General features: G+C 45.2%; 20 protein-coding genes, 2 tRNA genes and 3 rRNA genes. 14 read left to right on the forward strand and 11 right to left on the reverse strand.

Translation table 11 applies throughout. From position 1 onward, the window contains the following. Positions 1 to 80 precede the first annotated feature (80 nt). The 3 genes from K0I73_RS07505 to K0I73_RS19245 form a co-directional block, all read right to left on the reverse strand. Entirely contained in the window at positions 81 to 752 is a 672-nt protein-coding gene (locus tag K0I73_RS07505; protein ID WP_220063862.1) for a GntR family transcriptional regulator, read from the reverse strand. Between the two features lie 106 nt (positions 753 to 858). Further along, on the reverse strand, positions 859 to 1119 hold the full coding sequence (locus K0I73_RS19240; RefSeq protein WP_220063863.1) for a hypothetical protein: 261 nt from the start codon (positions 1117 to 1119) through the stop codon (positions 859 to 861). Next, positions 1098 to 1301, reverse strand: coding sequence for a hypothetical protein (locus K0I73_RS19245; RefSeq protein ID WP_220063864.1), 204 nt, complete (start codon positions 1299 to 1301; stop codon positions 1098 to 1100). The genes K0I73_RS19240 and K0I73_RS19245 overlap by 22 nt, the downstream gene beginning before the upstream one ends. Before the next feature lie 279 nt (positions 1302 to 1580). Here K0I73_RS19245 and K0I73_RS07520 point away from each other — a divergent pair, with 279 nt between their 5' ends. After that, the gene (locus K0I73_RS07520) at positions 1581 to 2132 is read left to right on the forward strand and encodes a uracil-DNA glycosylase family protein (protein WP_434086719.1); all 552 of its coding nucleotides are present in this window, start codon (positions 1581 to 1583) and stop codon (positions 2130 to 2132) included. 111 nt (positions 2133 to 2243) lie between these two features. On the opposite strand, the gene K0I73_RS19120 is transcribed toward K0I73_RS07520, so the two are convergent. The 3 genes from K0I73_RS19120 to K0I73_RS19125 are packed head-to-tail and all read right to left on the reverse strand — an operon-like array spanning position 2244 to position 2843. Beyond that, complete coding sequence (locus K0I73_RS19120; protein WP_258405319.1) at positions 2244 to 2432, reverse strand: M24 family metallopeptidase; 189 nt, start codon at positions 2430 to 2432, stop codon at positions 2244 to 2246. 53 nt (positions 2433 to 2485) lie between these two features. After that, positions 2486 to 2695, reverse strand: a complete 210-nt coding sequence (locus K0I73_RS19250; protein ID WP_350355339.1) for a M24 family metallopeptidase — start codon at positions 2693 to 2695, stop codon at positions 2486 to 2488. Continuing rightward, positions 2664 to 2843 carry a hypothetical protein gene (locus K0I73_RS19125; protein WP_258405320.1) on the reverse strand — a complete coding sequence of 60 codons (180 nt, stop codon included), beginning with the start codon at positions 2841 to 2843 and terminating at the stop codon, positions 2664 to 2666. The genes K0I73_RS19250 and K0I73_RS19125 overlap by 32 nt, the downstream gene beginning before the upstream one ends. Between K0I73_RS19125 and K0I73_RS07530 the strand changes: the two genes are divergently transcribed. The 8 genes from K0I73_RS07530 (at position 2764) to K0I73_RS07565 (ending at position 10248) form a co-directional block, all read left to right on the forward strand. Further along, positions 2764 to 2967, forward strand: coding sequence for a hypothetical protein (locus K0I73_RS07530; RefSeq protein WP_220064471.1), 204 nt, complete (start codon positions 2764 to 2766; stop codon positions 2965 to 2967). The two genes, K0I73_RS19125 and K0I73_RS07530, sit on opposite strands and share 80 nt — an antisense overlap. 137 nt (positions 2968 to 3104) lie before the next feature. Then, complete coding sequence (gmhB, locus tag K0I73_RS07535) at positions 3105 to 3656, forward strand: D-glycero-beta-D-manno-heptose 1,7-bisphosphate 7-phosphatase (RefSeq protein ID WP_220063866.1); 552 nt, start codon at positions 3105 to 3107, stop codon at positions 3654 to 3656. A 426-nt stretch (positions 3657 to 4082) separates the two neighbouring features. After that, positions 4083 to 5625: ribosomal RNA gene (locus K0I73_RS07540) — 16S ribosomal RNA — on the forward strand. A 126-nt stretch (positions 5626 to 5751) separates the two neighbouring features. Next, a tRNA-Ile gene (locus tag K0I73_RS07545) sits at positions 5752 to 5828 on the forward strand. 135 nt (positions 5829 to 5963) lie between these two features. Beyond that, positions 5964 to 6039: transfer RNA gene (locus tag K0I73_RS07550), tRNA-Ala, on the forward strand. A 327-nt stretch (positions 6040 to 6366) separates the two neighbouring features. Beyond that, a 23S ribosomal RNA gene (locus tag K0I73_RS07555) occupies positions 6367 to 9260 on the forward strand. Between the two features lie 124 nt (positions 9261 to 9384). Next, positions 9385 to 9500 (forward strand): 5S ribosomal RNA (gene rrf / locus K0I73_RS07560). The 16S, 23S and 5S rRNA genes sit together here with 2 tRNA genes alongside, the layout of an rRNA operon. Before the next feature lie 529 nt (positions 9501 to 10029). Continuing rightward, positions 10030 to 10248, forward strand: a complete 219-nt coding sequence (locus K0I73_RS07565; protein ID WP_220063867.1) for a hypothetical protein — start codon at positions 10030 to 10032, stop codon at positions 10246 to 10248. A gap of 186 nt (positions 10249 to 10434) precedes the next feature. Here K0I73_RS07565 and K0I73_RS07570 read toward each other — a convergent pair whose 3' ends face one another. From K0I73_RS07570 to K0I73_RS07585, 4 genes are all read right to left on the reverse strand, one after another. Continuing rightward, a complete protein-coding gene (locus K0I73_RS07570) occupies positions 10435 to 11337 on the reverse strand; it encodes an ABC transporter ATP-binding protein (RefSeq protein WP_220063868.1) in 903 nt (300 codons plus the stop codon). Next, complete coding sequence (locus tag K0I73_RS07575) at positions 11334 to 12170, reverse strand: ABC transporter permease subunit (protein WP_220063869.1); 837 nt, start codon at positions 12168 to 12170, stop codon at positions 11334 to 11336. The genes K0I73_RS07570 and K0I73_RS07575 overlap by 4 nt, the downstream gene beginning before the upstream one ends. 84 nt (positions 12171 to 12254) lie before the next feature. Then, the gene (locus K0I73_RS07580; RefSeq protein ID WP_220063870.1) at positions 12255 to 12905 is read right to left on the reverse strand and encodes a YceH family protein; all 651 of its coding nucleotides are present in this window, start codon (positions 12903 to 12905) and stop codon (positions 12255 to 12257) included. 133 nt (positions 12906 to 13038) lie between these two features. Beyond that, positions 13039 to 13875 carry a CvfB family protein gene (locus K0I73_RS07585; protein WP_220063871.1) on the reverse strand — a complete coding sequence of 279 codons (837 nt, stop codon included), beginning with the start codon at positions 13873 to 13875 and terminating at the stop codon, positions 13039 to 13041. A gap of 433 nt (positions 13876 to 14308) precedes the next feature. Here K0I73_RS07585 and speA point away from each other — a divergent pair, with 433 nt between their 5' ends. From speA to pdxH, 4 genes are all read left to right on the forward strand, one after another. Then, on the forward strand, positions 14309 to 16222 hold the full coding sequence (speA, locus tag K0I73_RS07590) for a biosynthetic arginine decarboxylase (RefSeq protein WP_220063872.1): 1914 nt from the start codon (positions 14309 to 14311) through the stop codon (positions 16220 to 16222). Positions 16223 to 16319: 97 nt separating this feature from the next. Next, on the forward strand, positions 16320 to 17246 hold the full coding sequence (locus tag K0I73_RS07595; RefSeq protein ID WP_220063873.1) for an adenosylmethionine decarboxylase: 927 nt from the start codon (positions 16320 to 16322) through the stop codon (positions 17244 to 17246). Between the two features lie 12 nt (positions 17247 to 17258). After that, positions 17259 to 18185 carry an agmatinase gene (speB, locus tag K0I73_RS07600; RefSeq protein ID WP_220063874.1) on the forward strand — a complete coding sequence of 309 codons (927 nt, stop codon included), beginning with the start codon at positions 17259 to 17261 and terminating at the stop codon, positions 18183 to 18185. A gap of 40 nt (positions 18186 to 18225) precedes the next feature. After that, positions 18226 to 18867: a pyridoxamine 5'-phosphate oxidase gene (gene pdxH, locus K0I73_RS07605; protein WP_220063875.1), complete on the forward strand. Its 642-nt coding sequence runs from the start codon at positions 18226 to 18228 to the stop codon at positions 18865 to 18867. Between the two features lie 79 nt (positions 18868 to 18946). Here the strand turns inward: pdxH and K0I73_RS07610 are convergent, their stop codons facing one another. Further along, positions 18947 to 19723 (reverse strand): hypothetical protein, encoded by a 777-nt coding sequence (locus K0I73_RS07610; RefSeq protein ID WP_220063876.1) that lies wholly within the window; start codon positions 19721 to 19723, stop codon positions 18947 to 18949. 228 nt (positions 19724 to 19951) lie between these two features. On the opposite strand from K0I73_RS07610, the gene cysB reads away from it, so the two are divergent. Then, on the forward strand, positions 19952 to 20926 hold the full coding sequence (cysB, locus tag K0I73_RS07615) for an HTH-type transcriptional regulator CysB (protein WP_220063877.1): 975 nt from the start codon (positions 19952 to 19954) through the stop codon (positions 20924 to 20926). Positions 20927 to 20936: the final 10 nt, after the last annotated feature.

The following is a 20936-nucleotide window of genomic DNA, read 5'->3' on the forward strand; positions in this document are numbered from 1 at the left end:
TAATAAAGGCAGAAGCGAACGCTCTGCCTTATCGAACTAATCTAATAAGCCTAGCAAGAAGTCAACAGATCAACTGTGATCTAGTCCACTTGTTGTGCAACCAGAGTACGTATTGCCTCTGCTGCATGTAATATGTGTGCCTTAAGGATAGCCACGGCTTTAACCGTTTCTTTACTGCGACAGAACGCGAGGATCTCTCTGTGATCTTGTGCCGCTTTAGGTATGCCGCCAGCAAGCAAAAGTTGCAGACGAATATAACGATCGCAGTTTGTGTTTAGGCCATGTACAACGTCCAGCGTATGCGGACGATTGGCGGCTTGGTAAAGACAAGTATGGAATTTAGTATTAAGTTCACTCCAACTGCTCACCGCATCTTCTTTTTTGAACGCTTCTTCTAACTCGTCGAGATAACCTCCAGCCTGATCTAATACCTCTTCGGTAAGATTGGGAATGGCTTTTTCAAGCAGATCTGTCTCGATGAGGGCACGTAACTCAAACAGTTCAGTTACCTGATCAACAGACAATTCGCTCGCCGTTGCTCCCTTGTGGGCTTCAAACTTAACAAGACCTTCAGCTTCTAGTTGGAGTAAGGCTTCTCTAACTGGAATTCGACTGACATTTAACGCTTCGGCCAATGCACTCTGACGAAGAGGCTCTCCTGCAGCGATTTCGCCGGAAAGAATTTTCTCTCTAAGGACTTCTACTACAACCTGGGTGCGTGTTTTATGAACGATAGGTGTTGTTCGGCTCATAGTTCCCATAATGTCTTTCGTGATTGTATGTGATCCGCATAAGATTACCGCTTATAACACTATAAATAAAGGGAAACCGTGGTTTCCCTTATATAAAATGTGTGTTTTAGAACCGTTTTAGGTTTGGTGCGCCATCTGATAACTCTGGCGGTAATAAGGATTTGGGCATGTTTTGATAGCAGATGGAGCGCTGGAATCGCGCGATTGCCGCGCTACCAACAGAGGTGCTACGGCCATCAGTGCTTGCTGGGTAGGGGCCGCCGTGATCCATCGAATGACATACTTCAACTCCCGTGGGCATTTGATTGAAAATCAAACGCTCAAAGCAATCACTGACCGCTTCAATCAGTGACAGGGCCGATGGCAACTCCTGTTCTGTGCCATGACCGTCACGGTGAGTTGCCCCGCTAGTTGCCCCGCTAGTTGCTCTGCTAAGGTCTGCATTTGCGCTGGATCTTCACACTCAACCACCACAGCACATGGACCAAAGACTTCCTGTTGTAGGCTTGGTGTTGCTAAAAATTCTGCTGCCTGAACACGAATCGTCATCGGACGTGTTCATTAGCTTGGAAGCGCCTGCTAATCGCATTGATAGCAGGTTTAAGGGCTGGTAAAAGTGTGATGGTGAGTGAGATAGGCTGGTGAATTTACACTATTTCGCCTGTCTATCTTAGCTCTTCGATCTCAATTTATCGTATAACTTAGGCCGCTTTCAGGTTAAGCTTAAAACCGTAGGTTGTAATGGTTAGTCTCATTTTTAGCGGGTTAAGGTTAGGTAGGGTGATACAAGATATTGATCAGTTAGTGAGCGACCTCAGAGCTTGCCGAATGTGCGCCGCACACTTGCCTAAAGAGGCTAGACCCATCATACAAATCTCACCACATGCGAAAATAGTCATTGCAGGGCAGGCCCCTGGAGCGGTGGCCAATAGCAGTGGCATCCCATTTGATGATGCCAGTGGTGAACGCTTACGCCAGTGGTTGGGGGTGAGTCATCAGCAGTTTTACGATGAGACTCTGTTTGCGATATTGCCAATGGCGTTTTGTTACCCAGGTAAAGGGACAAGTGGCGACAAACCACCGATAAAAGCCTGCGCCCAAAAGTGGCGTGCGACACTACTTGAGCATCTAACAAATGTGGAGCTGACAATTGTCATAGGGCAATATGCACAAGATTATCATTTTAACGATAAGCAAACCGTTACCGAGCGCGTGAGAGACTGGCGCAATAATAGTGAGTCGTTAATCGCTTTGCCACACCCTAGCCCCCGCAACAACATCTGGTTAAAACGTCACGCTTGGTTTGAACTCGAGCTGTTACCTGAAGTGAAACAAAGGGTCGCTAGGATATTGGCTTCGCATAACGGCATTGCACGTTAGCGCCAGGGTTATAGCGCCAGCGATAAATGTAAAGCAGTTAATACGGCCGCCCAGCAAAATTAGCTCTTTTGAAGAAGGGCGGCAGCAACGGGATCAGCGGCTCAATCAACATTATTCATCTGGCAGATCATTAAAGGTTTCTGGAATATAGTTCTTAGGCTCAATGGTGAATATCATTCCAGCCGTTAAGGTCCGACAGTTACCCGCTTCGTCATGGTATGGGTCGACATCGTGGGCATCCATCCCAAGCCAATGGCCAGTTTTATGTACCGTGAAACGTTTATAACTTTCAGACGCCATGACTTCTTCAATACTACCTTGTTATAGGCCTATCTCTATCAGCCCCTCTGCCATCACCCGCATGCAGGTTTCATACATCTTTTCCACGCTGGCTTGACCTGCGCAATAGCGTTATTGAGTGCATTAAGCACGATTTGACTAACCCTTGCTTGTGCGGCGCTAAACTTTCCATTGACTGGATAACGGCGCCTGATGTGTGACGCATAATGATTGAGCTCGGTGTCTGCATGATTAATAGTATCTGCCCAGACAGGGTTTGGCAGCCGTTTTTCTCGTAGTTATGCAGCAAGTATTGTTGCCTGATGCGACGATATTGGGGCTGGCGACCTCAATGGCACCGTGTTTCGCGATCTCGTCATTAAAGGTCGCAGCCAATATTACTTCGTTTACTGCAGGCTTACATGCTTTCATTGCAGCAATGTGCCCGTCGATTGAAGTAGCACCTTTTGCTGATAGCCAGCAATGCGTTTATCAACGTATTACGGCGTTGGTCATAGCGTTGTGGCATCTAAACGGCTCTTTATCTAAAACATGATAAGGCTACTATAATTGTGTATTTTATTCGGTGCTGGTTGTGCTTAATTTAATTGATTATTCTGCGGTGCAATTTTTAGATTCTGGTGGGATAATAATGCAAATTTTTTTACGTTGTTTTAATTAGGGGTATTTCCTGTGAATTCTGCTGTATTCTTAGATAGAGATGGTGTCATTAATATTGACCATGGTTATGTCCATCAAATTGACGACTTTGAATATGTGGAAGGGGTATTTGAAGCCTGCGCCGCGTTAAAGCAGATGGGGTATAAACTTGCTGTTGTGACTAATCAGTCAGGCATCGCTAGAGGCCTTTACAGTGAAGATCAATTCCATACTCTCACCGAGTGGATGGATTGGAATTTTGCTGATAAAGGCGTTGAACTCGACGGCATCTATTATTGCCCGCATCATAGTGAGAAGGGGATAGGTGAATATAAGGTCGATTGTGATTGTCGTAAGCCCAAGCCAGGCATGCTAAACAGCGCCGCACAATTTCTCAAGCTCGATCTATCACAGTCTGTCATGGTCGGCGATAAACGCGACGATATGCTAGCCGCCCAAGCCGCAGGCGTACCCATTCGTATATTGGTTCGCACGGGCAAAACGGTGACCGACGAGGCAATCGCCGCTGCAACCGTTGTTTTAGACTCGATAGCAGATGTTCCAGTTTACCTAAAATCACTTTGAGTGGGCATTATATTGCGTGAATAGTCGCTAAAATGCTTACTGGATAATCTGTTTGTTTGATATTTAATCGTTTGAGTGCGTTTTATAAAACAATTGAACAAAAGGGGTTGACGCAAGAAGCGTAATCCGTAGAATACGCAGCCCAAGCCAACGACGAACGTCTACGGCGATGCAAGGTAAGTGAAAAACTTTCCTTATAATAAGCATCACGCTCTTTAACAATTTATCAAGTAATCTGTGTGGACACTCACAGGTGTTGAGTTATTCGAAATTGCTTTTCTGTCTTCGGATGTAAAGCAATCAAAAATTTTACTCAATGTAAGATGAGTGTTCATAGCAATATGTACAACATGTTAGAGATTCTTCCGAGTCTTTAATGTGGAATCAGAATTCATTGAGCCGAAGCTTTAAGCTTCAACAAAACTTTAATTGAAGAGTTTGATCATGGCTCAGATTGAACGCTGGCGGCAGGCCTAACACATGCAAGTCGAGCGGTAACAGGAATTAGCTTGCTAATTTGCTGACGAGCGGCGGACGGGTGAGTAATGCCTAGGGAACTGCCCAGTCGAGGGGGATAACAGTTGGAAACGACTGCTAATACCGCATACGCCCTACGGGGGAAAAGAGGGGACCTTCGGGCCTTCTGCGATTGGATGTACCTAGGTGGGATTAGCTAGTTGGTGAGGTAATGGCTCACCAAGGCGACGATCCCTAGCTGTTCTGAGAGGATGATCAGCCACACTGGGACTGAGACACGGCCCAGACTCCTACGGGAGGCAGCAGTGGGGAATATTGCACAATGGGCGCAAGCCTGATGCAGCCATGCCGCGTGTGTGAAGAAGGCCTTCGGGTTGTAAAGCACTTTCAGCGAGGAGGAAAGCTTAAGCGTTAATAGCGTTTAGGTGTGACGTTACTCGCAGAAGAAGGACCGGCTAACTTCGTGCCAGCAGCCGCGGTAATACGAGGGGTCCAAGCGTTAATCGGAATTACTGGGCGTAAAGCGTACGCAGGCGGTTTGTTAAGCGAGATGTGAAAGCCCCGGGCTCAACCTGGGAACTGCATTTCGAACTGGCAGACTAGAGTCTTGTAGAGGGGGGTAGAATTTCAGGTGTAGCGGTGAAATGCGTAGAGATCTGAAGGAATACCGGTGGCGAAGGCGGCCCCCTGGACAAAGACTGACGCTCATGTACGAAAGCGTGGGGAGCAAACAGGATTAGATACCCTGGTAGTCCACGCCGTAAACGATGTCTACTCGGAATTTGGTGTCTTGAACACTGGGTTCTCAAGCTAACGCATTAAGTAGACCGCCTGGGGAGTACGGCCGCAAGGTTAAAACTCAAATGAATTGACGGGGGCCCGCACAAGCGGTGGAGCATGTGGTTTAATTCGATGCAACGCGAAGAACCTTACCTACTCTTGACATCCAGAGAACTTTCCAGAGATGGATTGGTGCCTTCGGGAGCTCTGAGACAGGTGCTGCATGGCTGTCGTCAGCTCGTGTTGTGAAATGTTGGGTTAAGTCCCGCAACGAGCGCAACCCTTATCCTTATTTGCCAGCACGTAATGGTGGGAACTTTAGGGAGACTGCCGGTGATAAACCGGAGGAAGGTGGGGACGACGTCAAGTCATCATGGCCCTTACGAGTAGGGCTACACACGTGCTACAATGGCAAGTACAGAGGGTTGCAAAGCCGCGAGGTGGAGCTAATCTCACAAAGCTTGTCGTAGTCCGGATTGGAGTCTGCAACTCGACTCCATGAAGTCGGAATCGCTAGTAATCGTGGATCAGAATGCCACGGTGAATACGTTCCCGGGCCTTGTACACACCGCCCGTCACACCATGGGAGTGGGCTGCACCAGAAGTAGATAGCTTAACCTTCGGGAGGGCGTTTACCACGGTGTGGTTCATGACTGGGGTGAAGTCGTAACAAGGTAGCCCTAGGGGAACCTGGGGCTGGATCACCTCCTTACCTATACGACTAACTTAATGTTTGTTGAGTGTTCACACAGATTACTTGATAGAAAGAAAGAGCAAAATATCGAAAGATAATTTTTGAGGGATTTGATTCAGTTAGAATTAAATAACCAAAAAGAATGGGTCTGTAGCTCAGCTGGTTAGAGCGCACCCCTGATAAGGGTGAGGTCGGTGGTTCAAGTCCACTCTGACCCACCAAATCTTCGTTTACTCTACGTTAACTTGTTACTCGTTTAGTGAACTAAACGTCGCAACAAGTTACCTTGACTAAACTCGATTTGGCTTCGCCAAAATTATTTGGCATTCGATATATTTGTTTGACTGCATGTAAATGGGGCTATAGCTCAGCTGGGAGAGCGCCTGCCTTGCACGCAGGAGGTCTGCGGTTCGATCCCGCATAGCTCCACCATTTACTTGCACATGGATAGAGATGCCAAAGATAAATGAAAAATTTATCTTTGGCTTTTTTAAGCCCGCTCTTTAAAAATTTGGAAAGCTGATAGTGTTAATGTGAAAGGGATAATGACGTACTTGTACGTAATTATTTGTAGCATTGACGCGAAAATTAAAATTGAGTTCTCAAACACTTAAATCAAGTGCCGAATCATTCCCTTTAATTAGGATGATGATTCATGAGTATTCTTTTGGCGAAAGTAAACACCATTAGTTGCGATACAACATCAAGCTTACCCGCTTGATAAAGTTTGTTTCCTTGTGAAACTCATTTGGGTTGTATGGTTAAGTGACTAAGCGTATACGGTGGATGCCTTGGCAGTCAGAGGCGATGAAGGACGTAGTAACTTGCGAAAAGCGTTGGCGAGCTAGTAACAAGCATTTGAGCTAACGATGTCCGAATGGGGAAACCCACTAGCATAAGCTAGTATCACAACATGAATACATAGTGTTGTGAGGCGAACGAGGGGAACTGAAACATCTAAGTACCCTCAGGAAAAGAAATCAACCGAGATTCCCCTAGTAGCGGCGAGCGAACGGGGATTAGCCCTTAAGCGTAGAGGGTGTTAGTGGAATGTGTTGGAAAGCACAGCGGCACAGGGTGATAGCCCCGTACATGAAAACTAACTTTACGTGAAAACGAGTAGGACGGGACACGTGACATCTTGTCTGAACATGGGGGGACCATCCTCCAAGGCTAAATACTCCTGACTGACCGATAGTGAACCAGTACCGTGAGGGAAAGGCGAAAAGAACCCCTGTGAGGGGAGTGAAATAGAACCTGAAACCGTATACGTACAAGCAGTGGGAGCGGTTCTTGAGACCGTGACTGCGTACCTTTTGTATAATGGGTCAGCGACTTACATTTTGTAGCGAGGTTAAGCGAATAGCGGAGCCGTAGGGAAACCGAGTGTTAACTGCGCGTTTAGTTGCAAGGTGTAGACCCGAAACCCGGTGATCTAGCCATGGGCAGGTTGAAGGTTGAGTAACATCAACTGGAGGACCGAACACACGTATGTTGAAAAATGCGGTGATGACTTGTGGCTGGGGGTGAAAGGCCAATCAAACCGGGAGATATCTGGTTCTCCTCGAAAGCTATTTAGGTAGCGCCTCGAGCGAATACCATTGGGGGTAGAGCACTGTTAAGGCTAGGGGGTCATCCCGACTTACCAACCCTTTGCAAACTCCGAATACCAATGAGTACTACTCGGGAGACACACGGCGGGTGCTAACGTCCGTCGTGAAAAGGGAAACAACCCAGACCATCAGCTAAGGTCCCAAAGTTATTGCTAAGTGGGAAACGATGTGGGAAGGCTTAGACAGCTAGGATGTTGGCTTAGAAGCAGCCATCATTTAAAGAAAGCGTAATAGCTCACTAGTCGAGTCGGCCTGCGCGGAAGATTTAACGGGGCTAAGCAATACACCGAAGCTATGGGTACTAGCGCTTGCGCTAGTGCGGTAGAGGAGCGTTCTGTAAGCCGTTGAAGGTGAAGGGGTAACCCACGCTGGAGGTATCAGAAGTGCGAATGCTGACATGAGTAACGATAAAGGGGGTGAAAAACCCCCTCGCCGAAAGACCAAGGGTTCCTGTCCAATGTTAATCAGGGCAGGGTGAGTCGACCCCTAAGGCGAGGCCGAAAGGCGTAGTCGATGGGAAACAGGTTAATATTCCTGTACTTTTGCTAACTGCGATGGAGAGACGGAGAAGGCTAGGCTAGCGCGGCGTTGGTTGTCCGCGTTTAAGGCAGTAGGTGGTGCACTTAGGCAAATCCGGGTGCACATACACTGAGAGTTGACGACGAGGTTCTACGGAACTGAAGTAGTTGATGCCATGCTTCCAGGAAAATCTTCTAAGCTTCAGGTTAGCAGGAATCGTACCCCAAACCGACACAGGTGGTTGGGTAGAGAATACCAAGGCGCTTGAGAGAACTCGGCTGAAGGAACTAGGCAAAATGGTACCGTAACTTCGGGAGAAGGTACGCTCCTGTTGGTGATGAGACTTGCTCTTTAAGCTGACGGGAGTCGCAGATACCAGGTGGCTGCAACTGTTTATCAAAAACACAGCACTGTGCAAACTCGCAAGAGGAAGTATACGGTGTGACGCCTGCCCGGTGCCGGAAGGTTAATTGATTGGGTTATCTTCGGAGAAGCTCATGATCGAAGCCCCGGTAAACGGCGGCCGTAACTATAACGGTCCTAAGGTAGCGAAATTCCTTGTCGGGTAAGTTCCGACCTGCACGAATGGCGTAATGATGGCCACGCTGTCTCCAGCCGAGACTCAGTGAAGTTGAAATTGCGGTGAAGATGCCGTATACCCGCGGCTAGACGGAAAGACCCCGTGAACCTTTACTATAGCTTGGCACTGAACATTGACCCTACATGTGTAGGATAGGTGGGAGACTTTGAAGATGAGACGCCAGTCTTGTTGGAGTCAACCTTGAAATACCACCCTTGTAGTGTTGATGTTCTAACTCTGGCCCCTGAATCGGGGTTGAGGACAGTGCCTGGTGGGTAGTTTGACTGGGGCGGTCTCCTCCCAAAGAGTAACGGAGGAGCACGAAGGTTGGCTAAGTACGGTCGGACATCGTACGGTTAGTGCAATGGCATAAGCCAGCTTAACTGCGAGACATACACGTCGAGCAGGTACGAAAGTAGGTCATAGTGATCCGGTGGTTCTGAATGGAAGGGCCATCGCTCAACGGATAAAAGGTACTCCGGGGATAACAGGCTGATACCGCCCAAGAGTTCATATCGACGGCGGTGTTTGGCACCTCGATGTCGGCTCATCACATCCTGGGGCTGAAGTCGGTCCCAAGGGTATGGCTGTTCGCCATTTAAAGTGGTACGCGAGCTGGGTTCAGAACGTCGTGAGACAGTTCGGTCCCTATCTGCCGTGGGCGTTGGATGATTGAAGGGAGCTGCTCCTAGTACGAGAGGACCGGAGTGGACGAACCGCTGGTGTTCGGGTTGTCATGCCAATGGCATTGCCCGGTAGCTACGTTCGGAATCGATAACCGCTGAAAGCATCTAAGCGGGAAGCGAGCCCTAAGATGAGTCATCCCTAGAGCTTTAAGCTCTCTAAAGGGCCGTAGGAGACTACTACGTTGATAGGCAAGGTGTGTAAGCGTTGTGAGGCGTTGAGCTAACTTGTACTAATGACCCGTGAGGCTTAACCATACAACCCAAAAGGGTTTCTAACTAAGTGAATACTTAGCGAAAGAATACAGCCACTTGATTTAGTGTGACTCAATTTTAAAACTTCCTGCTTAGGCGGGAACAGCTTTCTAAATTTCCAATTTTGTCTGGAAACCATAGCATTGTGGCACCACCTGATCCCATCCCGAACTCAGAAGTGAAACGCAATCGCGCCGATGGTAGTGTGGGGTCTCCCCATGTGAGAGTAGGTCATTTCCAGGCGCCTAATTATTCTCGAAAGAGAGTCGATAAATCCCCAGCACTTTGTGTTGGGGATTTTTCGTTTAACCGGTTTGAAATGACGACTCGAAGATGGGGAAGTAAATAGTCCGAATGTAGTGAGGCTCAAACCCATGTAGAGTAGGGTGAAGCGTCTGCGCTTATCAAGCGCAGCTTGATGCTGGAGCTGAACGCGGAGAGCTAGCTCGAAGCTGACCATTTCCAGACGCCTAACACTTCTCGAAAGAGAGTCGATAAATCCCCAGCACTTTGTGTTGGGGATTTTTTCGTTTAACCGGTTTGAAATGACGACTCGAAGATGGGGAAGTAAATAGTCCGAATGTAGTGAGGCTCAAACCCATGTAGAGTAGGGTGAAGCGTCTGCGCTTATCAAGCGCAGCTTGATGCTGGAGCTGAACGCGGAGAGCTAGCTCGAAGCTGACCATTTCCAGGCGCCTAACACTTCTCGTAAGAGAGTCGATAAATCCCCAGCACTTTGTGTTGGGGATTTTTTCGTTTAACAGCTTTTGAAATGACCACTCGAACATGGGGAAGTAATACCAATTATACCAATCAGTATAAAGATATGATCGCTAAGCGAGAATTTAGCGCTTATGAGGCAAGGCCCTTAATTGCTCCTGCATTAAGGGCATTCACAACATCCCTGTTGATTGCAACGAGTGAAGAGCATAGTTGTTCTACGGTCAAACTCGTTAATACAGCATCGAAAGCGCTAAAACTCGCCTGTTAGGCGTGTTTTTGGCTTCCTACTTCTGCGTTGAATGGTCTCACAAGGGAGCAACTATTCCATCGTTCATTCGCCTTGGATTAGTTGCCAAAAAACACGCTGAGTAGATCACTTTCTTATACTCATTGGTACTAATGGCATCGCCTAAAATTATCGATATCAGCAATCAAACCGTGATTGCTAGCCACTTTATTTTGAAAAGAGTTTCTCTTCTAATGTTCGCCCACGTTGTATCGTTCTATAAGTCCAACCTTGCACCGAGAACAGTTCGAGTAATGCCATTTCAAACTCAAAACTTTTAGCTAAATTATAATGTACAACAAACTCATTATATTGAGCTGCTTTTACGTTTTTGACTTGTGGCCATTGCGATAGTGTTTCCATAAGATGGGCACTATCGCACTGCTGCATCACTAAGGTTAAGTAATCGTCCGCTTGATTGTCCTGTATTGATACCGATTGATTAAGCATGCCTTTGTCTAGGTAAAGCACCTTGTCACATAGTTTTTCGAGTTCATCGAGATTATGCGAACTAATTACAAAGGTGGTTTCATTTGAGTGAGAGCGGACGAGCTCTCTGATCGCTTTAGCATTAGCGGGATCTAGTCCCGCAGTGGGCTCATCTAACAATACCAGTTGTGGTGAGCCTATTAATGCTTGTGCTATTGAGATTCGTTTACTCATTCCATGACTCAGCGACAGAGGCTTTTGGTTTGCCGTTTCACTAAGACCCACTAGGTCGAGTACACGTTGACATTCAGCCTTAGCACCTTGAGTGTCAAATCCTTGTAATTGCGCAAATAGGATCAACTGGGCTTGTACGGTTAAATTGGGATCGAGACGGGCATCTTGTGGCAGTGCGGAGACTTTTCCTAATAGGGGAGTACTTCCTGGTCGATGTCCCAAGATCGTTATCTCACCCTCTGTTGGTGCGATATAACCACATAATAAAGAGAATAATGTCGTTTTACCTGCCCCATTAGGGCCAACGAGCGCGACGGCCTGACCTGGAACAATATCAAAACTCACTTGGTTTAGCGCTTGTTTACTGCCATATGATTTGCTGACATTTTGACAACTGATGATATTCATATTGCAATCCTCGCCATGTAGGTACGTCCTAATAACAGCAATATTGCTGCTTGAATCAATGGAATGGCGGCAATGGGTAGGCTGCTAAAACCATGGGTATTGATCATCATTGATAGCTGGGCACCGGGTACTATCCACTGTAAAACAGCGCTTAAACTGGGGAGGTAGTAGTTAATAATGCCATTAACTATGGATATTCCGGCAAGTAGTAAGATGGCGTATATCGTTGCTTGACGTGCCGAATTTGCATATAGCGACAATATTGCCATTAACGCCGTGTAGGGTAGGAGGACAATCATGATGTTAACGAAAATAAACAGTGATGATCCCACGGCTGAAGGCAGTAAGTTGGGATCTCTGTAGGCGATTAACAACAGTGTGGCGAATAGGGTAAAGGCTAATAATATCGCTTGAATAAACAGATAGCCGGCGACGCGGCCAAAAAACAGCGTATCTCGGTTGGCTCTGAGCGTGAGAAAGCGAAAAGTACCACGAGTTTTGTCCGATGCAAACTGATCGGCAGTCACAAAAATACTAAATAACGGAAACAGATAAAGCGCTGCCACCCATAAAATAGCCATCTCCGCGACTTTCCATGAGAACAACTCACTGACGGAAGATTCACCAAATAACGCACTGAGTAATTGCTTAAAATCTGGCGAAAACAGATAGACTGAGGCGTGTTTTACGGGGTACCAAAGGATTAAAAACCAAACTAAAGCGAAGGCCGCAAGTGCGACTAATCCTCTAGTGCTGAATAAGATTTTTTTGAGTTCAAACTTGGCTAATAATATCGCGCCCGAGAGTGAACTTCGAGGGGTAACGGTTTTCAATGATAAATCCCTTTTTTGAAATTAATAGGGCTAGCTTAACACTTGTTATTTGTATAAGTTGCAGCAGTGCATGTCAGATTGTCTCTAAATGTTACTCGTTAGTGTAGAGACCAATTGTTTTAGTTCTGCAACCTCTTGTTCGAGTCGATTTACCCTTTCGGTAAGTGAATCTTGTGGCTGTTCATGCCCAGTAGCGCTATTTAGCGATGGTGTTTCCGTTTGGATTTGCTCCGAAGTTTCACTCAATAGCTCAATAAAACGACACTCTCTTTTTCCGGGTTCTCTTGGCAGCTGGCGTACCAAAGGTTCTGTCATCTCAGACAATGCCGTGAGTGCATGTTCAACTTCGGTGACATCGCTAAAGGCGTGAAGGCGATTACTGCGAGTTCGCAATTCCCCTGGTGTTTGCGCTCCCCGTAGTAGTAGCAAGCAGATAATGGCTACCTGTGCGGAACTCAACTGCAATGCGCTGAATTCAGTGTTGCAGAATCGATGTTTGTATTTTACGACACGGGAACCAAAACCGCTTTGTTCTGAAATGAGTCGCTTTTTGTTGAGAGAGTCGATCGTCGCTTGTACCTCCGATTCGGTGTAATTAACCACAGGCTCTCGGCTGGATTTTTGATTGCAGGCTAAGGTTAAACCGTTAAGCGAAAGGGGATATTGTTCTGGTGTGGTTCTCTCTTTTTCTAACAGACAACCGATAACACGTGCTTCGTGAGAGGTAAGTTTCATTTCAGTAAAAGTATCCGCATAAAAAAAGCATAGCTTGTTATAACAGAGCTATGCTTCTATGCAAAGGCAATCGACAAAGTCAGTGGGCTACTGACTAGTAACTGCCCAGTTTTTCAACTAACAGCTTTGGCTATTACTCTTCAACTAATCGAATACCATCTTGTTCGATAGTGATTTTCTGTAGTTTATACAGGCCACCAATGCTTTTCTTAAAGGCTTTTTTACTCATAGCCAGTTCAGCATAGATCACTTCTGCATCGGTTTTGTCGGTAAGAGGCAAAAATCCGCCCGCTTGCTTTAGCTTGATAATAATCGTATTGGCATGCTTATCAAGTTCCTCTTTTGCACCGCGTTGAAGCACGAGATCTATCTTATCGTCACTTCTGACACGTTTAACGAATCCTTTTACTCGTTGGCCAAAACGCAGATCGCGAAACACTTCATTTTTATAGATAACGCCCCAGTGACTATTATCAACAATGGCTTTATAGCCGAGATCTGTAGTGCCGCCAATGATCAGACTCACTTCTTGGCCATTACGATATGGCGGCGGCGTTTTGTCTAAAAACTTATCGACTTTAGAAGAGGCGACAATACGCTCGTCGGCATGGTTAACATCGACATAGACTAAATACGAACGACCGACTTCAATCTCTTTGTGCTGCTCACCGAAGGGTAAGAATAGATCTTTATCGAGTCCCCAATCGAGAAACGCACCAAATGGACCCGTTGCAATGCATTTAAGATAGGCAAATTGGCCCACTTGAACTTTAGGGATCTTGGTGGTGGCAATCACCTTATCTTCAGAATCAAGATAGAGAAATACCTCTACATTATCGCCAATTTCAAACTGTTTTGGCGCGACCTTTCTTGGTAATAATACTTGGCCTAATTCATGGGCATTAAGGTACACACCAAAATCGACTTGCTTAACGATCTCGAGGGTACAGGATTTTCCTATCTCAATCATGGGATTCTCTATGGTATTGACTAACAACTTCGACAGCGGATTATAGTGGAATTTTGGTTAAGATGCTGTAGCTCCAACTGGTTTAAAGCGTTTTTTTTTAATTGAATAAAATCATAACGATCATTGACAGAAAAACTCGGATATCTTTGTCGGAAAATGTGCAATACAGATCGTAATCTATTAATGTGTTATTCATGCTTGCAATTAGGTAATTTCAAGGGTTTAATTGCGCGCCTTTTTTTACTAACTCATTTGCTAAATTGAGGCGATAAAATGACGGGGACTCGGAGGACTAACTTCGATAGCTGACACCCAAAAATGGTGTTGATATTGTGGCTTATGTATTAGATAAGGCGTGATATTGGATAACATTCATGTGTTGGTAAGCATTTAGCTTGCTGAATATAAATGTAAATAGACAGGTTGAGAGAATATGAGTAATTGGTCTATTAAAGATGCTTATGCTGGATATAACGTAAATTACTGGAGCTCTGGGCTCTATGGCATAAGTGAGGCCGGTGAGGTGACGGTGTCCCCCGATCCGAGTCATCCTGAGTACAGTATTGGTTTAAATGAACTAGCAAAAGATATGGTTAAGTCTGGCGTGGCTTTACCAGTACTAGTACGATTTCCACAGATCTTGCATCATAGAGTTAACAGCCTCTGTAATGCGTTTAATCAAGCGATTCAAAAGTACGATTATCAATCCGATTATCTACTTGTGTATCCAATTAAGGTTAATCAGCAGCAAACTGTTGTTGAAGAGATTTTGGCGAGTCAAGTCTCTAAAGAAGTACCCCAGTTAGGTTTAGAGGCGGGAAGTAAGCCTGAACTTATGGCGGTACTTGCTATGGCGCAAAAAGCTAGCTCAGTGATCATCTGTAACGGCTATAAAGATGTTGAGTATATTCGTCTTGCCTTGATTGGCGAAAAGCTAGGGCACAGCGTCTACATAGTGCTAGAAAAGCTATCTGAGCTAAAAGTGGTGCTTGAAGAAGCCAAGAAGCTTGGCGTAACGCCACGTCTTGGCTTGCGTGTGCGCTTGGCATTCCAGGGCAAAGGCAAGTGGCAAGCGAGCGGCGGTGAAAAGTCTAAGTTTGGGCTATCTGCGGCGCAAGTGTTGAATGTAATCGACTCGCTCAAAGAGCAGCAAATGCTAGATTGTTTGCAATTATTGCATTTTCACTTGGGTTCTCAAATTGCCAATATTCGCGATATTCGTAGTGGCGTAAGTGAAGCGGGTCGCTTCTACTGTGAATTACAAAAACTGGGTGCTAACGTCAAGTGTTTTGATGTGGGCGGTGGTTTGGCTGTCGATTATGATGGGACACGTAGTCAAAGCAGTAATTCGATGAACTATGGTTTAACTGAGTACGCCAATAACATCGTCAGCGTTTTACGTGACATGTGTACTGAGCATGAGCAGCCCATGCCCAGACTGATCTCGGAATCGGGTCGCTATTTAACGGCGCATCACGCCGTGTTGATTACCGATGTTATCGGTACCGAAGCCTACAAATCTGAAGATATCGATGCGCCAAGTGAAGAAGCACCACAGCAACTTCAAAACATGTGGCAGTCTTGGACTGAAGTAAGCGCGAGAGCCGATCAGCGTGCGCTAATCGAAATTTATCATGATGTACAAAGTGACTTAGCGGAAGTTCATTCACTTTTTGCTTTGGGCCAGATGAGCTTGAACGATAGAGCCTGGGCTGAGCAGATGAACCTGCGTGTGTGTTATGAGTTAAAAGGTGTGATGAGTGGTAAGTATCGATTCCATCGCCCTATCATAGATGAGCTTAATGAGAAGCTTGCGGACAAGTTTTTCGTCAATTTCTCCTTGTTCCAGTCATTACCTGATGCCTGGGGGATCGATCAAGTATTCCCTGTCATGCCACTCAGTGGTTTAGACAAGGAGCCCGAGCGTCGCGCGGTGATGTTAGATATTACCTGCGATTCTGACGGTATTGTCGATCAATATGTTGATGGTCAAGGTATCGAAACGACCTTGCCAGTGCCTGCATGGAGCGCGGAAAGCCCTTATCTAATCGGCTTTTTCCTCGTAGGTGCTTACCAAGAGATATTGGGTGATATGCATAACCTCTTTGGTGATACTAACTCAGCGGTCGTGCGTTTAGATGACGATGGCTTGGTGAACATTGAATCCGTTCTCGCTGGCGATACGGTGGCTGATGTGCTGCGTTACGTCAACCTAGATGCAGTATCATTTATGCGAACGTATGAAGAGTTGGTTAATTTACATATTCAGGAAGATGAGCGTGCTAACATCCTTGAAGAACTTCAGGTGGGTTTGAAGGGTTATACTTACTTAGAAGATTTTTCCTAAAGGGTGATCTGTTTTAGAGTAAAGTGATAAAAGCCAGCTTTGAGTAGCCTCAAAGCTGGCTTTAAACCGTCTGATGATACAGGAGTGACATTCATCGATGTTTTTTGAAGGTGCAGAGAAACGTATTGAGATTGTTGTTGATGAGTTTACATCCAATCTACGTGAGCTTGGCGATCTGTTTTGGAAAACAGCTTTAGCTAAGGCTGGTGCATCGGTACTTTCAACAACATCTAACGATTGCTGCGACGCATACGTATTAAGTGAATCTAGTCTGTTTGTCTGGAAAAATAAGATTTTGCTCATCACCTGCGGTAACACAAGCCTCATTGATACCAGTGTGCAGATCCTAGAATCTGTTGGTGTAAATCATTTAAAATGGTTTAGTTATCAACGCAAAAGTGAGCTTTACGCTCATCTGCAGACGAGTCGTTTCGAAGACGATGTCATAAGATTAAAGCAATATATAGATGGCCACGCCTATCGGGTCGGTCATTTAGATGGTCACCATCACTACCTATTTTATAGCGAACCATTGCCATCACTGCAGCGATTCAGTGCGTTACAGATGTACCATATAAAAGGCGGCTTGGCTGACTATCTGCTAAGTGAACAACAGCATAAGAGCCATATTTTGACTCAACTGCAGTTAGACTCATTGTTGCCTCAGTTTAAGTTCGATGATTGGTTATTTAGCCCCTGCGGTTACTCCATTAATGGCATCTATCAAGATGACTATATAACAATGCACATTACGCCTCAGGAGCCCACTTCTTATGTCAGTATTGAAACCAATCTTGCTGACATCCAACGGGTGTTTAATATATTCTCCTTCATGTTAAATATATTTAACCCTGGTAGCTGGGATGTGATAGGGTTTAACGCGCATTTGCCTGCTGGTGGAATGGGTAGTTCAGTCCCATTAGCTCAATGCCGTTTAGCGTTGAACAACAAAGATAATCTATACATTACTCAATACAGAGAGCTGGCTTGCGAACAATTAGCTCCTGTTGAACTATTACTCTGATATGGAACAAGTATGACCACGATTGCAGATAAGCCTGATTATTCGCTTTTTTCCAATGCATTTGGTTATTTAAGACAACCACTGGATTTTAAACCTCTGGACAGCGATGCCGACGTTGTGGTTATTGGGTTACCGTTTGATATGGCAACGACGGGGCGTTCAGGTGGTCGTATGGGGCCGGGGGCTATACGTCAAGCATCGGTTAATTTAGCTTGGGAAGACGTTCGCTGGCCATGGGATTTTAAATTAAGCGAGCATCTTAAAATTGTTGATGCGGGAGACTTGGTTTATAACTGTGGTGATTCTGCGGATTTTACTCAAAGAGTAGAAGCGTTCGCGACCGCAGTTGTCGAATCGGGTAAGGCGATGTTGAGTTTGGGGGGCGATCATTTTGTGACCTTGCCTTTGTTAAGGGCTCACTACAAGAAGCATGGTAAAATGGCTCTTTTACATTTTGATGCACATACTGATACTTATAGTCAGGGCAGTAAATACGATCATGGAACCATGTTCTTTCACGCGCCAAATGAAGGCATTATCGATGCTTCTCATTCAGTTCAAGTGGGTATTCGTACTGAGTATGATCAGCGCAATCATCTGTTTAAGGTGATCGATGCAGCAACGGCGAATGAATTGACAGCCGATGAGATTGTTAAACAAATTAAAGAGCGTGTTGGCGATATGCCACTCTATGTAACTTTTGATATCGACTGCCTAGATCCAGCCTATGCTCCAGGTACCGGCACGCCAGTATGTGGCGGCTTAACCAGCGACAAAGCGATGAAAATTGTTCGTGGTCTACGTGGTATGAATATCGTAGGTATGGATGTTGTGGAAGTTGCTCCTGCTTACGATAGCGCTGAAATCACGGCTTTAGCAGGTGCAACACTTGGTTTAGAGATGCTTCATGTGTGGGCTTGTGCTCACAAAGGTGCTTAGTTGTAGGTGACTTCAATATCACCCGAGGGAAGGTTGATTGATGGCAAAATTAGATGATATCAGGCGCGAGTATACATTAGGAGGATTGCACCGTGAGGAGCTTCCTGACGATCCTATGGTGTTGTTTGAAAAATGGCTCGAAGAAATTCGTGACTCAGAAGTGCTCCCCGATCCTACAGCGATGTCGGTGGCGACGGTAGATGATGCAGGGCAACCATTTCAACGTATTGTATTGCTCAAGCGATTTGATCAAAATGGCTTTGTGTTTTTTACTAACCTTGCTAGCCGCAAGGCGGAGAATATTGGTAACAATAGTAAGGTGAGCCTGCTATTTCCGTGGCATTCACTCGACAGACAAGTTGCCGTGACTGGTGTTGCAGAGCCGCTATCTACCGCTGAAGTCTTAAAATACTTTATTACTCGTCCCAAAGATAGCCAGATCGCTGCTTGGGTATCTAAGCAATCGAGTAAAATATCCGCAAGGCAAGCGCTAGAAGGCAAATTTGCAGAGATGAAGGCAAAATTTAGCCAGGGAGAAGTTCCTCTGCCCAAATTTTGGGGAGGCTATCTAGTTCGGCCGACCAGTATTGAGTTTTGGCAGGGGGGCGAACATCGGTTACACGACCGATTTCTGTATAGCAAGACTGAAACGGATTGGGATATTGCTCGCTTAGCGCCCTAATGGTTAACCAATAATAAAAAACCACCTTCGCAGGTGGTTTTTTATATCTATATGATCAAATCAATAACACTCAAATCTTCTACCATTTCTTCTTAGGCTGGAATAACACATCAATATCATCTTCTTCGTTTTTTTGCCTAGGAGCGTTTGGCACCGACAGTTTTTGTGCGCTCATAATTTCATCTAACAACACTTTTGCTTCATCAACTTTTCTGGTAATGAAAGGATCATTAGGTGTTAGCGCTTTAATGGTATGCAATGTGGCTAATGCTTTTGTTACCATCTGTTTAGAAGAGCCATATTGTTTCATAAAACAGGCTGTACGAGCGCGAGATAACATAGATTCAACATTGATTCTAAGTTGCAAGCTGTCGACTCGTGCTTCTTCTTGGGCAAAAATGGTGGGGTCGATTTTACCTTTATTATGTTCTGCGCGTAAAATCGCTTTAAGTTTCTTAAGCACCTTAACTAAGTTTAAGATCTGCTTATCTGTATCGGGTAATCGAAAATGTTCAACCGCTGGATTCTGTTTAGGGTTGCTATTTAACGCGTCAATTTGAGTGTTGAGATCGTTCAAACGACGTCGATAATCCCCGGCTTGGCTACCCGCTAAATTTGCAGCTTGGCTTAGCGATTCCTGTACACGTCTGTATAGAATCAGAACAATATGAGTGGAACATGGAAACATACCAGTACAAGACAATACATTTTCAGTTTCATCAATAATGGCGCGTTGCCTAGCTAATTCCGTTCTTCTCTCTGCTTCCGCGCGTTCTTTATGTTGTTGGATAACATTGATACCGATAACCAATAACAGTAATGCACCGATGAGGATCAGAACCAAAGTAAATATCATAGATCTACCATTTTTTATGCAATTCCATTAATGCTACTATAAATCAACACGCTAGCATAGTTATCTTAGTCTAGCTTTGCCGTTATGTCGTGTGATTAATTATAACTCTGTGCTATATTCCCGTTTGATTTAATTTTTCCCATGTACTATAACTAATTCATATACTAGGGTACCTAATTTTTGGGCTGTGATCACCCACAGAGCATATACCTTTTCAAAGGATAGAAGATGAAGCTGCAGCAACTAAGATATATCGCCGAAGTGGTTAATCATAACCTAAATGTGTCGGCGACTGCCGAAAATTTATATACGTCGCAACCGGGTATCAGCAAACAAGTGAGGATGCTTGAAGATGAGCTTGGTATTCAGATATTTGGACGTAGTGGTAAACATCTTACCCATGTGACGCCTGCGGGCTTGCAAGTGATTAGTATTGCTAATGATATTTTGGGGAAAGTCGAAAGTATCAAGAAGGTTGCTGAAGAATATACTAAACCGGATCAGGGCGAGTTAAATATTGCAACCACGGATACTCAAGCGCGTTACGCACTGCCTACGATTATTAAAGGCTTTATTGAACGTTATCCGAAAGTCAACTTACACATGCACCAAGGTACCCCATCACAAATTAGTGAATTAGCCGCGAGAGGCGATGCCGATTTTGCGATAGCGACAGAAGGAATGCATCTCTATTCTGATCTCATTATGTTGCCATGTTACCACTGGAATCGTTCTATCGTGGTAAACCGAGATCATCCGTTAGCTTCACGAACGCAGATCAGTATTGAAGACTTAGGTCGTTTCCCTCTAGTGACCTATGTATTTGGTTTCGATAGAGAGTCTGAAATTGAAAAAGCATTTAATCGCGCTGGTATCGATCCTAGAGTGGTATTTACCGCAACGAGTGCGGATGTATTAAAAACTTATGTGCGTTTGGGCTTAGGTGTTGGTGTGATAGCTTCAATGGCTATCGATCCCGTTATTGATAAAGATTTAGTGGCAATTGATGCGAGTCATCTATTTGCCTATAGCACAACCAAGATAGGTTTTAGAAAAGGTAACTTTTTGCGTACTTATATGTATGAGTTTATTGAGCATTTTGCGCCGCATTTAACTAAAGATATTGTAGAGAAGGCTGTAGGTCTGCGAGATCAACAATTAATTGATAATCTATTTGCAGATGTAGAACTGCCTATACGTTGAAAATATGGGT

Origin of the sequence: Shewanella mesophila, assembly GCF_019457515.1 — a bacterium.
In the GTDB taxonomy this organism is placed as follows: domain Bacteria; phylum Pseudomonadota; class Gammaproteobacteria; order Enterobacterales; family Shewanellaceae; genus Shewanella; species Shewanella mesophila.